This window comes from Phycicoccus sp. HDW14 (assembly GCF_011383005.1).
GTDB lineage: Bacteria > Actinomycetota > Actinomycetes > Actinomycetales > Dermatophilaceae > Phycicoccus.
Genome location: NZ_CP049935.1, coordinates 3401672 through 3415077 on the forward strand (window position 1 = coordinate 3401672; position 13406 = coordinate 3415077).

Consider the following 13406-nt stretch of genomic DNA (forward strand, 5'->3'; position numbering starts at 1 on the left):
AGGGCCGCGCTGTTCCCGGCGCGGCCCCGCCCCGCCGGTCGGCGCCGGGTGTGTTGCCCGGCCGGCTCCCGGGGGCCCCATCCGTCACACGAGCGCGCCACGGGGGGCGCGGAACCCCTGACGTCAGGGGACGGCGACCGGGCCCGTGAGCACCCCGGGTGCGTCGGCGGTGCAGCTGCGCGAGACGGCCCACACCCGCCGCTTTCCCTCGGCCGTGGTGGCGACGAGCACCGCCGCGGCCCGGCCGTCGACGTCGGCGAGGTCGACGACGACCGTGTCGGCCACGGGCACGCCCAGCCCCTCGGCGCACGCCCGGGCCCCGTCGGCGCTCGAGAGGGGGCCGTACGCGGTCTCGCGGTCGGGCCGGGCACCCTTGGACTCCGACCCCGAGGGCGCCGTCGTGGGCTCCCGGCCGGTGCCGTCCCACGGGAGGCTGGCGCGCACCTCGGTGGCGAGCCCGGCCGCGGTGTACCGGCGGCCGCTGCCGAGCACGACGACCCCGAGCGAGCCGTCCTCGGCGAACAGCGTCCGCGCCCCGCCCCCGGCGGCCTCCGGGGCGGCCGCGCCACCGGCCGAGTCGGCACCGGAGGCGGAGTCCTCGGCCATCCCGATGCTCGCCTGCAGCCCGCCGGGGCGCAGGGTCTCGACGACGAGACCGCCGATGCCCAGCACCCCGACGACGCCGGCCGCGACGGCGACGAGGTGCCACGACGAGCGTCGACGGCGGCGCAGCGGCACCACCCGGTCGTCGAGGTCGTCGTCGGGGTCCTCGCTCGGCCGGAGGGCACCGGCACCGGGCCGCTGGGCGTCGGCGTCGACCCGCACCGGGGCGGCGGCCGCGAGGAGGGCCTGGTCGAGGTCGGTGTCGGCTGCTGCCGCCGCCTCGGCCGCGAGGGCGGCCTCGATGCGGGCGACGAGGTCGGCGGGCATGGGTCCGGGGTCGGGCAGCGACCCGAGGAGGGCACGCATCCCCGTGGGGTCGTGCTCGATCGGGTCGGTGTCGTCGTGGGGGTGGCTCACGAGATCCTCCGGGAGGCCACGTGCCGAGGGCGGCGGGCGGTGCGATCGGTGTGGATGGTGTCGGTCGTGGGGGGCAGCGGGCGGGCTGCCGACCGGGGGTAGGACGTCACGAGGCCCCCTGCGGTTCCGTGCGTCCGTTCGGGGCGGGCACCCCGGTCGGGTCGGCGCTCGCGGACGGGTCGTCGGTCGGCGCCTCGACGGCCAGGCCACCGGGCCGGAGCACCCGGGCGAGCGCCTCCCGGCCCCGGAAGCACCGCGACTTCACCGTGCCCTCGGCCACCCCGAGCACGACGGCGGCCTCGGCCACCGGCAGCCCGTGCATGTCGACGAGCACGAGCGCCGCGCGCTGGGCCTCCGGGAGGCGGGCGAGGGCCTCCCGCACGACGAGGGAGGTCTCGGTGGAACCGTGCCGGTCGTGGAGGTCGGGCAGGTCGAGCTCGCCGAGGTCGCCGGCCCGGCGCACCGACACCTTCTCGCGGCGCAGCCGGTCGAGGCAGGCGTTGACGACGATGCGGTGCAGCCACGTGGTCACGGCGGCCTCGCCGCGGTAGGCCTCGGCCCGCCGGAACGCGGAGATGAACGCCTCCTGGACGGCGTCGGCGGCCAGCTCGCGGTTGGACGTCGTGCGCAGCGCGACGGCGTACATCCGGTCGCGGTGCCGGCGGAACAGCTCGCCGAACGCGACACCGCCGTCCCCGGCGACGTGGCGCGCGAGCAGCGCGGCGTCGTCGAGGTCCTGGAGGTCCTCGGCGCTCACGGGACAGCCCTCTCAGCCGGTGACGACGACCTCGTCGAGCCACGCCCTGCGCTTGCCCTGGTCGTCCGCGTGGAGTCCGGTGTACCAGATGATGATGTACTGGCCGGTCACATCGGCGGGGACGGGGAAGTCGAGCGTGCCCTTGGCGTCGGACTTGGCCCCGATCTTCTTGGCGCCGTCGCGGGTGGCGTCCGGCCCGATCCACACCTCGAGGTCGACGCTCTGCGGGACGTCGAGCCGGACGTCCTGGGGCTTCTTGTTCGGCCCGAGGTCGACGATCAGGCCGAGACCCTTCTTGAGGCCGCCGAAGTTGTCGGTGCGGTAGTTCTCGGAGTTCCAGCCGGTCGAGGGGTTGCCGTCGTAGGTCTTCGGCGTGAGGTTGTTGTTCTCGGCGCCGTCGCCGTCGGGGTCGTAGGCCTCGACCTTGAGGATCGCCAGCGGCTCGGGGCGCCCCCGCCCTCCTCGTCGCCGGTGGCCGTGGAGCTGGCGCTCGGGGTGGCGCTCGCCGAGCTCGAGGTCGTGGGGGTCAGGGAGGCGTCGCCGAGGACGTCGCTGTTGGCCCCGATCTGCTTGACGCCGTAGATGCCGATGACCAGGGCGACGACGAGGAAGGCCACGACGATGCCGAGGGCCAGCTTCGACTCGTCCTTGGTGAGCGGCTCGGCCGGGACGAGGGGCGCGGGGGCGTCGAGCTCGTCGAGCCCGTCGGTGCGGGGCTCGACGACTCGGGTGTCGGGGGAGAGCTCGGAGACCTTGTCGACGGCCCGGCGGGCGAAGTCGGAGACCTTCGTGCCGACTTGGCCGAGCGCGCCGGCCACCGCGGCGCCCGCGGCGGCGCCGCGCCCGGTGTCGCCCCCGTCGTCTTCGCCGGGGTCGTCGACGTCGTCGGGAGCGCTCGTCGACGGGCGGACGTCACCGGCCGCCGGGGCGGACGCGCCGGCCGTGCCGCCGACCGCTCCCGCTGCGCCGGCTGCGCTGGCGAGGGCGGCGGTCCGCGCGGGGGCGGGCAGCTCGCCGGTGTCGCTGTGCAGCCAGTCCGGCGGCTCGGCACGGGCGATGACCCGGGTCGGCTCGTCGTCGGCGTCCGACGGCTCGGCGGGCGGCAGCGGCGGGATCACCGGCAGGGCGGCCGTCGCGCCGTCGGCTGCGGGAGCGTCGTCGTCGAGGTCCGTCTCGTCCTCGTCCTCGTCGTCGACGTCGACCTCGGGCTCGTCGTCGGTGTCGGCCTCCGCGCCGGGAGCCGTGACCTCGGGTGCGTCGTCCTCGGGTGCGTCGACCGGTCCGCCCGCGACGAGCGCGGCCTCGTCGGTGCCCACGTCGTCCGCATCCACGTCGTCCGTGTCCACGTCGTCGGCATCCGCGGCGCCCGCGTCGTCGCCGCCCGCGGCCTCCGCGGCAGCGGGCACCACGGGACGGCCGACCACCTGGCGCGAGGGCCAGGGCGCGACCTGACGGGCGTAGTCGCCGGGGCTCGTCGGGCCCTCGTCGTCGGTGAGGGTGAGCCGGCAGATGGCGTCGAGGTCGCGGGGCACGCCCGCGGCGATCTCGGAGGGTGCGGCGACCCCGCCGGGCACCCGGGGCGCGCGCGGCAGGCCGGCGGCGCCGGCGCCGAGCGGCCACAGCCCGGTGAGCCCCGCGTAGGCGAGGGCGACGACCCCGACCGCGTCACGGCGGGCGGCCTCGTCGGGCTCGAGGCCGTCCTCACCGGCGCGCACGGCGGCGACCTCGAGGCCGCGCAGGCGCACCTCGCCCTCGGGCGTGCGCAGGACGTCGTCAGGGGTGAGGTCGAGGTGGTGCAGGCCGCGCTGGCGAGCCGACTCGAGGGCCGAGGCGACCTCTCCGGTGATGCGGCGCACCTCGTCGCCGGGGATGCCGCCGTCGGTGACGAGGTCGGCGAGGGTGCGGGCGTCGGCCAGCTCCTCCTCGACGACGTAGGCGACCTCGGTGTCCTCCCCGACGTCGAGGATGCGCACGAGCACCGCGTGCGCGACCGAGCCGGCCCGGCGGGCGGCGTCGAGGAAGGCGGCGGTGCGGTGGTCGTCGGAGGTGACGACGAGCACCGAGACGCGCCGGCCGAGCGTCGTGTCGTCGGCGGTCCAGCGCTCGGTGCCGCGGTCCTGGGCGAGCCTGCGGTGCACCGTGTACCGGCCCCCGAGGACGGTGCCGGGTCCCACACCCTTCACCGTGGCTCCTTCCGGTCGTGGTCACGGCCTGACCCCGCGGGTCCCCCCACGGGTCCGACCATCGTAGGGGGTCGGTCAGCGACCACCGAGGGCACGCACCCGGCGCAGGACGGGCGAGAGCAGGCGCCCGACCTCCTCGACCCCGAGCAGGTGGGCGACCCCCCACGTGACGGCGAGCTCGATGACACCGGCCACACCGAGCACGACCGCCCCGAGCAGGAAGGTCTGCACGCCCCGCTCGGCCCCGAAGTCCGGGAAGAGGGTGTGGACGGCCAGCCCGAGCAGTGCGGCGGTGACGACCGCCGGCACCCCCACCCGGACGTAGACCCGGGCGGCGCCGCGCAGGCCGATGCGTCCGTGCTGGCGGCGCAGCACGACCCACCCGACGGCCGCCCCGACGACGTAGGCGAGCGTCTGCCCGAAGGCGAGGACGGTGGCCGTGCGCTGCGGGGGAGGGTCGAGGCGAGCAGGGCGATGGCCATGGAGATGCCGGTGACGACGCACTGGGTGCGGAAGGACCAGAAGGTCTGCTGCTGGGCGTAGAAGACGCGGTCGTTGAGGTAGACCCAGCCGAGCGGCAGCAGGCCCCGAAGAGGCCGAGCAGGACGGCCGCGATGGCCTGGGTGTCGGACAGCGGGTTCTTGAAGAACAGGGTGGCGGTGACGACGGGCACGGTGGCCAGGACGAGGGCGACGACCGGGATGAGCAGCGGCGCCGGCATCCGCAGGCCCTGCTCGTGGTGGCGCATGACGGTCTCGTGGTCGCCGCGGCTGGCCGCCTCCGACAGCTGCGTGTAGAGGGCGGTGACGAGCGAGACGGTGACGATGCCGTGCGGAAGCATCATGAGCAGCTGGGCCGGGCTGAAGGCCGCGATGCCCGCCGCCGGCAGGCCGAGGCGCTTGCCCTCGTCGGCGGCGTGGGTGAGGACCTGCGTGGTGACCCAGAACCCCACCTGGACCACGACGATCGACCCGAAGCTCCACTTCGCGACGTCGGAGACGCCCTCGAAGCCGTGCCCCTTGAAGCCCCACCGCGGCCGGTAGCGGAACCCCATCCGGCGCAGCGGGGGCACGAGCGCGGCGGCCTGCAGCGCGATGGACAGGGTGGCGGTGCCCGCGAGGATGCCGATCATCTGCGGCGTCCACGACCCCGGGTCGGCGCGCACCGGCAGCCCGGCGGCCACGAACCAGCCGAGGCCCCCGATGGCCACGACGTTGGCCACGAGCGGCGCCCAGGTGAAGGCGGCGAAGCGCCCGTTGGCGTTGAGCACCTGGCCGAAGATCGTGTAGAGCCCGTAGAAGAGGATCTGCGGGACGCAGATGAACGCGAAGACGGTGCCGAGCTGGAGGGCCTCCGCGTTGCTCGTCTTGAAGTACAGGCGCACGAGCAGCGGCGAGGCGATGGTCAGCACGGCCGTGGCGACGACGAACAGGGCGATGGCGGCGGTGATGAGCCGGTTGACGAAGTCCTCGCCGGCGTCGGGGCGGGTGCGGGCCCGGATGATCTGCGGCACGAGGACCGCGTTGAGGGTCCCGCCCGCCAGCAGCAGGTAGAGGCTGTTCGGGAGGGTGTTGGCGACGGTGAAGGCCTCGGCCGCGAGGCCGGTGCCGCCGATGACCGAGGTGAGCAGCAGCGCGCGCAGCATCCCTGCGACGCGGCTCGCGAGGGTTCCCGCGGCCATCACGGCTCCGGAGCGGCCCACGCTGGGGGCCGGGGCGTTCGTGGTGCTCACCCGGCGTCGCCCGCGAGCCGCTGCCACGCGAGGCGGGCGATCCGCCGCTCGTTGGGGAAGGTCAGGTGCCGGTGCGCCTCGTCGAGCGGCAGCCACGCGACGTCGATGGCCTCGTGGTCGGGGTCCTTCTCGATGGTGAGGTACCCGCCGGTGGCCTCGAGGAGGTAGTGGTGCACGAACTTGTGGATGCGCCGGTCGCCGGCCGCGAACCAGTAGTCGATGGTGCCGAGCTCGATGAGCACGCGACCCTCGATGCCGGTCTCCTCCTCGACCTCGCGGACGGCGGTCTGGGCAGGGTCTCCTCGCCCTCGATGTGCCCCTTCGGCAGGCACCACTCGACCCGGCCGGCGCGGTTGCGACGGGCGATGACGGCGATGCGCGCGCGTCCCTCGTGCACGTCGACGACCACCCCGCCCGCGCTGCGCTCCTCGACCGCCGGGAGCCGCCGGGGGCCCACCCCGGTCGGATCGGCGGCGGCGTGGCTCATCTGGTCACTGTAACCACTGGGGCACCGGGGGAGGTCGGGTCCGGGCCGTGGCCGGTGTCGCGGGGCGGGGGAGGTCGGGGGAGGTCGGGGGCGAGGTGGTGGTCTCCGCGGACTCCTCAGTGCTGACGTCGCCCGCAGCACTGAGGAGTCCCCCTCCGGGGCCACCCGCCGCCGCGTGGAACGGGTGCCGCCGGGCCCCTCGCCGTCGAGCACCTAGGCTTGACCCTCGTGTCCGACCGCCAGCCCCCGGCCGCGCTGCTGCGCGCCGCCGTGGCCAACCTCGCGCCCGTGCTGCCGGTGCTCACCGACCTCGGCGAGCGGTTCGCGGCGGCGGGACACGAGCTGGCCCTCGTCGGCGGGCCGGTGCGCGACGCCTTCCTCGGCCGCCCCTCGAACGACCTCGACCTCACGACCTCGGCCGGCCCCGACGAGACCGAGCGCATCCTCACCGGCTGGGGCAGCGCCACCTGGGACATGGGCCGCGCGTTCGGCACCATCGGGGCGCGCCGCGGGGCGACCGTCGTCGAGGTCACCACCTACCGCGCCGACGCCTACGACGGGGTGACCCGCAAGCCCGTCGTGGCCTTCGGCGACTCGCTCGAGGACGACCTCGTGCGCCGCGACTTCGCGTGCAACGCGATGGCCCTGCGGCTGCCCGACCTCGCCTTCGTCGACCCCCACGGCGGCCTCGCCGACCTCGAGGCCAAGGTGCTGCGGACGCCGTCGGCCCCGGAGGTCTCCTTCGGCGACGACCCGCTGCGGATGATGCGGGCCGCCCGGTTCGTCGCCCAGCTGGGGTTCGTGCCCGCCCCGGCGGTGCTCACGGCGATGCGCGAGATGTCCGCCGACATCGCGCGCGTCTCGGCCGAGCGGGTGCGCGACGAGCTCGTCAAGCTGCTCCTCGCCCCGCACCCGCGCGCGGGCCTCGAGCTGCTGGCCGCCTCGGGCCTCGCGGCGGTCGTCCTCCCCGAGCTGCCGGCCCTCCAGCTCGAGGTCGACGAGCACCACCGGCACAAGGACGTCTACGAGCACTCGATGACCGTGCTCGAGCAGGCCATCGACCTCGAGGGCCCGGCCGACGGGCCCCCGGAGTCGGTGCCCGGGCCGGACCTCGTGCTGCGCCTCGCGGCGCTGCTGCACGACGTCGGCAAGCCGGCGACCCGGCGCTTCGAGGACGGCGGCGGCGTCTCGTTCCACCACCACGAGGTCGTCGGCGCCAAGCTCGCCTCGAAGCGGATGAAGGCGCTGCGCTTCGACAAGGAGACGACCAAGGCGGTCGCCCGGCTCGTCGAGCTGCACCTGCGCTTCCACGGGTACGGCGAGGGCCAGTGGACCGACTCGGCCGTGCGCCGCTACGTCACCGACGCCGGCGACCTGCTGCCCCGCCTGCACCGGCTGACCCGCGCCGACTGCACGACCCGCAACGTCCGCAAGGCCCGGCGGCTCTCGGCGGCCTACGACGACCTCGAGGCCCGGATCGCCACGCTCACCGCCGAGGAGGAGCTCAAGGCGGTGCGCCCCGAGCTCGACGGCAACCAGATCGCGGCGGCGCTCGACATCCGTCCGGGGCCGGTGCTCGGGCGGGCCTACCAGTACCTGCTCGGGGTGCGCCTCGACGAGGGGCCGATCGGTGCGGACGCCGCCCGCGAGCGCCTGCTCGCCTGGTGGGCCGAGCAGCCCGAGTCCCGGGCCTGACGCGGCCGATGACCCGACCCGACGTGGCGGGGGACCCGTCGACCCGTCCCCGTCCGACCCCCGGGCCGACCGCCCTCGGACGGTCCGCCGGAGTGGCGGCCCGGGCGGCTGCTGGGGCTCGACGCGCTGCGCTTCGTCGCCGCGTTCGCCGTGCTCGCCTACCACTTCACGGCCCGGGACAGCTCGGCGTGGGGCGAAGGACGTCACCCGTGGGAGGTGTGGCCGGACGTCTTCCGGGTCACGCGCTACGGTCACCTCGGCGTCCAGCTGTTCTTCGTCATCAGCGGGTTCGTCATCCTCATGAGCGCGTGGGGTCGCACACCGCGCGCCTTCGTGGTCTCCCGGGCCACGCGCCTGCTGCCGGCCTACTGGGTGGCCGTGCTCGCCACGGGCTTCCTCCTCGTCGTGCTCTGGCCCGTGGGGGACGTCGCCGTCTGGGAGGTCGTGACGAACCTGACGATGGTGCAGTCCGCGCTCGGAGTGGCCCACGTCGACGGCGTCTACTGGACGCTGTTCGCCGAGCTCCTCTTCTACGTGCTCGTCACCCTGCTGCTCCTCGTCGGCCTGACCCGCGGGCGGGTGCTCGTCCTCGTGCTCGTGTGGCCGCCCCTGGCCGCTCTGGCGCACACGAGCGGCCAGGACCTGCTCGCCACGCTGCTCAACTGGTACACCGCGCCCTTCTTCTGCCTCGGCATGGTGCTGTACCTCATCCACCGGTGGGGACCCTCGCTCCTCCACCTGCTGCTGCTCGGGTACTCGTGCGCCCTGGCCGTCGGGGTCACGGCGACGCGCTTCCCGGACGGCGCTCCCTCCGTCACCGGGGCGACGCCCTCGCTCGGCGTCGTCCTCGGCACGGTGAGCGTCATCCCGCTGCTCGTGTGGGCGGCGGCCCGGTTCGCGCCGCGGGGGCGGGCCTGGCGGTGGCTCACCGTGCTCGGGGCGCTCACCTACCCGCTCTACCTGCTGCACGAGTACTGGGGCTGGTACGTCCTGCACCTCGTGGCGCCCCGGCTGGACCGCTGGGCCGCCCTGGCGCTGGCCATCGCGGTGTGCCTGGCCCTGGCCTGGGCGGTGCACCGGCTCGTCGAGCGACCGCTCGCACCCCGGCTGCGACGGGCGCTGCAGCAGGGGCTGGACGAGGCCGCGGCCGAGTCGGCGTCCGGAGCGGCGGCCGACCCCGGACGCACCTCGGCGTCGACGACCGCCTGACCCGCCGGGCGGCTACTTCTTCGCGGGGGCGTCCTCGCGGCGCACGGCGGAGATCTCGAACTCGAGGGTGATGCGCTCGGAGACCAGGACGCCGCCGGAGTCGAGCGGCATGTTCCACTCCAGCCCGAAGTCGCGGCGGTTGACCTTGCGGCTGCCCTCGAAGCCAGCCCGCAGCACCCCGAAGGCGTCCTTCTCGACCCCCGTGAGGGCGATCGGGAAGGACAGGGTCTGCGTGACGTCGCGGATGGTCAGGTCGCCGGTCACGAGGAAGGCGTTGTCCTCGACCTCCTCGACGCGGCTGCTGAGGAAGGTGATCTCGGGGTGGTTCTCGACGTCGAAGAAGTCGGCGCTGCGCAGGTGCTCGTCGCGCTGGGCGGTCCGGGTGTCGACGCTGGCCGCCTTGAGGACGACCTCGACGTAGCTCTGGGACATGTCCTCGAGGTCGGCGTGGACGTGGCCCTCGACGTCGTTGAACGAGCCCCGGACGGTCGTGATCATCGCGTGGCGTGCGGAGAACCCGATGCGGGTGTGCTGGGGGTCGAGGTCCCAGTCACCACTGAGGGACGGTGCGCTGTCGGTCATGGTCGGCTCCACGTCTCGGCGACGCGGGACGCGTCGGGGCTGTCACGCGCAGTGTGGCAGACCGCACCCGTCCCCGGGAGGGAGTGTCGGGGCCACACGCCGACGTCGGTCCCGGACACGGCGGGTAACCCGTCCGCGCACCCGGCATCGGCCGTCCGGCCGAACCTGCCGCCCTCGAGTGGTGGAGCCCACGGGCCCGTGCGACGCTCGCCCGCGGAGGTCATCATGAAAGCACTGATCGCACTGGGAGTCGCCGTGGTCGCCGCGGTCGCGGCGGCGGCACCGGCCGTGTCCGCGAGCACGGACCAGCGGGGCAAGGTCGTCAACGTCGTCGACGGCGACACCGTCGATGTCGACATCGCCGGTGACGGCACCTCACGCCCGGTGACCATCCGCAACGCCGGCCTGCAGACGATGGAGCTCGGCCAGTGCCACGCCGACGACGCCGCCGCGGTCATGCGGCAGGTCGCGCTCGGCAAGACCGTGCGGGTCACGGCGCAGAGCTCGGGGTCGACGAGCCTGGGCCGGCCGGTCCGCACCGTCGACGTCATCGGCTCCTCGGGCACCGTCGACACCCAGCTCGAGGTGCTGCGGCGCGGGCAGGCGCTGCCCTTCCCGATGGGCTTCGAGCAGAGCCGCAGCACGGCCTACCTCCTCGCCGCCGAGAAGGCGGCCGTGGCCGGCACCGGCCTGTGGGACGACGACGCCTGCGGGGCCGGCCCCTCGGTCGGGGCCCCGCTGCGGGTCATGGTCATGTACGAGGGCGACGGCGACGAGTCGCGCAACCCCAACGCCGAGTGGGTCGACATCCGCAACGAGGGCAGCACCGACGTGCCGATCGCCGGCTGGTGGCTGCGCAGCGCGGCCCAGGACAGCTTCTTCTTCCCCGCCGGCTCGGTCGTGCGGGCCGGTGGCACCACCCGGGTGTACGTGGGCAAGGGGACGCAGACCGCCACCTCCTTCCACTGGGGCTTCAGCGCGCCGCGGTTCAACAACCTCTCCCCGACGCGGCGGGTCGGCGGGGGCGCCTACCTCTTCGACCCGCAGGGCGACCTGCGCGCGCACTCCTCCTACCCGTGCCTGTACGGGTCCTGCCTCACCCCCGTCGCGCGCGGGAAGGTGCGCCTCCAGGCCCGCTACGACGCCCCGGGCGACGACGCGAAGAACGTCAACGGCGAGTACCTGACGATCACCTCGCTGGTCACCAAGCCGGTCAACCTCGCGTGGGTCGTCGTCGAGGTCAACGGCAACACCCTGCAGCTGCAGCCGGGCACCGTCCTGCCGAAGAAGGGCTCGACGGTCCGCATCCACATGGGCAAGGGCACGACCACGGCGACGACCAAGTACTGGGGCCACACGGGCAGCATGCTGACCAACAGCGGCGGCTCGGTCGAGCTGCGCACCGCGGAGTCCTCCCGGATCGCCTGCGCCAGCTGGGGCACCGGCCACTGCTGACCTGGTGGGCGGGCCCACGCCGGAGGGACGACGGAGTCGGTACTCCAGTGGGCGGGGGCCCACGCTGGAGGAACGACGGACTCGGTACTCCGGTGGGGAGTTCTCCCCATCGTGTCCTCCCGGGCGCGCGGTCTAGGCTCGGACGGACATTTCTCACCGTCCGAGGGGATCGCTCCATGCGCGTGCTCGTCCATCCCGGTCCGAGCGCCCCGGCGCCCCCGGGGGTCCGCCTCGAGGTGCCGGAGTCGTGGGTCGCGTCCCCGGCGGGCGATGCCCTGCTGCGGGCCGCCGGGCCGGGCGCGAACGGGCGGGTCGAGGTCGTCGTGCGGCACCGTGCCGAGCCCCCGCAGGACGTCGTCGAGGACGTCGTCGCGGCGCTCGCCGCTGCCGCCGGTGGCCCGGAGGGCGAGGTCGAGGAGCCGTTCGTCGTCGAGATCGGCGGCCGCGAGTGGCACGCCCGCAACGTCTCCTGGGACGAGGACGGCACGGCGGTCGTCGAGGTCCACCTCGTGACCGCGCTCCCCGCCACCGACGAGGCCAGCCGGGTCGTCCACGTCGCCGGCCGGGTCGCCGGCGAGGGCCTGGACGCCGACTACGACGTGCTCCAGCAGGTCCTCGAGACCCTCGTCGTCCAGGAGGCCGGCGCGTGAGGGCCGGGGGCCGGGTGCTGCGCGGCAGCTCGATGCTCGTGCGGGCCGGCAGCGCCACCGACGTCGGCCGGGTCCGCGACCACAACGAGGACTCCGTCATCTCCGGCAGCCGCGTCTTCGCCGTGGCCGACGGGATGGGCGGGCACGCCGCGGGCGAGGTCGCCTCGGGCATCGTCGTCGACGCCCTCACCGCCCTCGAGCAGCGCCCGCCGACCCGGCCCGAGGACGTCACCGAGGTCCTGCGCGAGGCGAACCGCCGCATCCTCGCGGCCGTCGCCGAGCACCCCGAGCTGCGGGGGATGGGCACCACCGTCACGGGGGTCACGGTCGTCGACACCGGCGGCCGCGAGCACTGGGTCGTCTTCAACGTCGGCGACTCGCGCGTCTACCGGCTCGTCGACAACCGGATGCACCAGGTGACGCGCGACCACTCCGAGGTCCGCGAGCTGCTCGACGCCGGCCTGCTCGACGCCTCCGAGGTCGCCCGCCACCCGCTGCGCAACGTCATCACGCGCTCGCTCGGCACCGACCCCGCTCCCGAGGTCGACGTGTGGGTGCTCGCGCCCACGCCCGGTGAGCGCTTCGTCGTCTGCAGCGACGGTCTGAGCGGCGAGCTCGACGACCGGGACATCATGCTGCTCGCCCGCCAGTACGCTGATCCCCAGAACGCCGCCGACGAGCTGGTCGGTGCGGCCGTGCGGGCCGGGGGACGCGACAACGTCTCCGTCGTGGTCGTCGCCGTCGAGGCAGGAGAGGATGACGACGACGCGGACACCGCACCGCGCGCCGGCCTGCACCGACCCTGACGAGGAGCCGCCCCGTGACCGAGGTGCGATCCTCCGTGCACCCGGGGTTCCTCGAGATCACCGGACCCGACGTCCTGGCCGTCGTCGAGGTGGCCGACCGGCACCGTGAGCCGCTCGAGGCCGCCGCCGCCGACGGGATGGTCCAGCTCCTCGACCTGCTGTGCTCGCGCGGCCTGCTCGTCCTGCCGTCCTTCGCGCTCGCCGCCCGGCACGGCGACTCCGTGCGGGTGCTGCTGCGGGGCACGGCCACCGCGGTGCTCGCGGACGGCACGGTGCTCAGCGCCGACGGCCGGCTGCCGTGGCGCGAGGTCGAGGTCGACGAGGCCGCGGCCGGTGGCGTCGTCACCCTGTCGACGCCGGAGCCCGAGCCCGAGGTCGCCCGCGGGTGGCGCCGACCGGCCCGCCTGCGCGCCGGCGCCGCCGCAGCCGTCGCCCCCGACGCCGCACCGGAGCCGGTCGCCGGTGAGCCGGTCGTGGACGAGCCGGAGGTCGTGCAGGAGCCCGTCGTCGAGGCGGAGCCCGAGGTCGTGCCCGAGCCGGAGGTCGTCGAGCCCGAGCCCGAGCCCGAGCCGGAGCCCGAGGTCGTGCCCGAACCGGAGCCCGAGCCCGAGGTCGTCGAGCCGGAGCCCGAGCCGGAGCCGGCCCCGGTCATCCCGCCGGCCGACCTCACCCTGCCGCCGCCCGAGGACTCCCCGGGCGCCGCCCCCGTCGAGCGGGTGCCGCCGGCCCCGCCGCCGGACCGCTCGATCATCGACTCCGTCCCGTGGCGCACGGCCGGTGGCGCGCCCCTCGCCGCCGCCGCACCCGCCGTCCCGGTCCCCACCACGGCC

The 13406-nt window shown here is 75.1% G+C and carries 11 protein-coding genes and 2 pseudogenes; 5 read left to right on the forward strand and 8 right to left on the reverse strand.

Annotated features, from left to right (window positions below; all coding sequences use genetic code 11):
• Positions 1-123: 123 nt before the first annotated feature.
• From G7075_RS16770 to G7075_RS16800, 7 genes and pseudogenes are all read right to left on the reverse strand, one after another.
• On the reverse strand, positions 124-1020 hold the full coding sequence (locus tag G7075_RS16770) for a hypothetical protein (protein WP_166123530.1): 897 nt from the start codon (positions 1018-1020) through the stop codon (positions 124-126).
• Between the two features lie 106 nt (positions 1021-1126).
• Positions 1127-1777 carry an RNA polymerase sigma factor SigM gene (gene sigM / locus G7075_RS16775; protein ID WP_166123532.1) on the reverse strand — a complete coding sequence of 217 codons (651 nt, stop codon included), beginning with the start codon at positions 1775-1777 and terminating at the stop codon, positions 1127-1129.
• A 12-nt stretch (positions 1778-1789) separates the two neighbouring features.
• Positions 1790-1984, reverse strand: a complete 195-nt coding sequence (locus G7075_RS16780) for a hypothetical protein (protein ID WP_166123534.1) — start codon at positions 1982-1984, stop codon at positions 1790-1792.
• A gap of 71 nt (positions 1985-2055) precedes the next feature.
• Positions 2056-3951 carry a hypothetical protein gene (locus G7075_RS21625; RefSeq protein ID WP_166123536.1) on the reverse strand — a complete coding sequence of 632 codons (1896 nt, stop codon included), beginning with the start codon at positions 3949-3951 and terminating at the stop codon, positions 2056-2058.
• 84 nt (positions 3952-4035) lie between these two features.
• A complete protein-coding gene (locus G7075_RS21630) occupies positions 4036-4464 on the reverse strand; it encodes a hypothetical protein (RefSeq protein WP_166123538.1) in 429 nt (142 codons plus the stop codon).
• 157 nt (positions 4465-4621) lie between these two features.
• A pseudogene (gene murJ, locus G7075_RS23100) lies at positions 4622-5641 on the reverse strand (murein biosynthesis integral membrane protein MurJ); the annotation flags it as partial.
• Positions 5642-5688: 47 nt separating this feature from the next.
• A pseudogene (locus G7075_RS16800) lies at positions 5689-6179 on the reverse strand (NUDIX hydrolase).
• 228 nt (positions 6180-6407) lie between these two features.
• Here G7075_RS16800 and G7075_RS16805 point away from each other — a divergent pair.
• Both G7075_RS16805 and G7075_RS16810 read left to right on the forward strand, forming a co-directional pair.
• Positions 6408-7874: a CCA tRNA nucleotidyltransferase gene (locus G7075_RS16805; RefSeq protein WP_240917706.1), complete on the forward strand. Its 1467-nt coding sequence runs from the start codon at positions 6408-6410 to the stop codon at positions 7872-7874.
• Positions 7875-7985: 111 nt separating this feature from the next.
• Positions 7986-9083 (forward strand): acyltransferase family protein, encoded by a 1098-nt coding sequence (locus G7075_RS16810; RefSeq protein WP_371814256.1) that lies wholly within the window; start codon positions 7986-7988, stop codon positions 9081-9083.
• 12 nt (positions 9084-9095) lie between these two features.
• Here G7075_RS16810 and G7075_RS16815 read toward each other — a convergent pair whose 3' ends face one another.
• Complete coding sequence (locus tag G7075_RS16815; RefSeq protein WP_166123542.1) at positions 9096-9665, reverse strand: YceI family protein; 570 nt, start codon at positions 9663-9665, stop codon at positions 9096-9098.
• Between the two features lie 225 nt (positions 9666-9890).
• Here G7075_RS16815 and G7075_RS16820 point away from each other — a divergent pair, with 225 nt between their 5' ends.
• From G7075_RS16820 to G7075_RS16830, 3 genes are all read left to right on the forward strand, one after another.
• On the forward strand, positions 9891-11120 hold the full coding sequence (locus tag G7075_RS16820) for a lamin tail domain-containing protein (protein ID WP_166123544.1): 1230 nt from the start codon (positions 9891-9893) through the stop codon (positions 11118-11120).
• A 176-nt stretch (positions 11121-11296) separates the two neighbouring features.
• A complete protein-coding gene (locus G7075_RS16825; protein WP_166123546.1) occupies positions 11297-11770 on the forward strand; it encodes a hypothetical protein in 474 nt (157 codons plus the stop codon).
• The gene (locus tag G7075_RS16830) at positions 11767-12576 is read left to right on the forward strand and encodes a PP2C family serine/threonine-protein phosphatase (protein ID WP_240917708.1); all 810 of its coding nucleotides are present in this window, start codon (positions 11767-11769) and stop codon (positions 12574-12576) included. The genes G7075_RS16825 and G7075_RS16830 overlap by 4 nt, the downstream gene beginning before the upstream one ends.
• Positions 12577-13406: the final 830 nt, after the last annotated feature.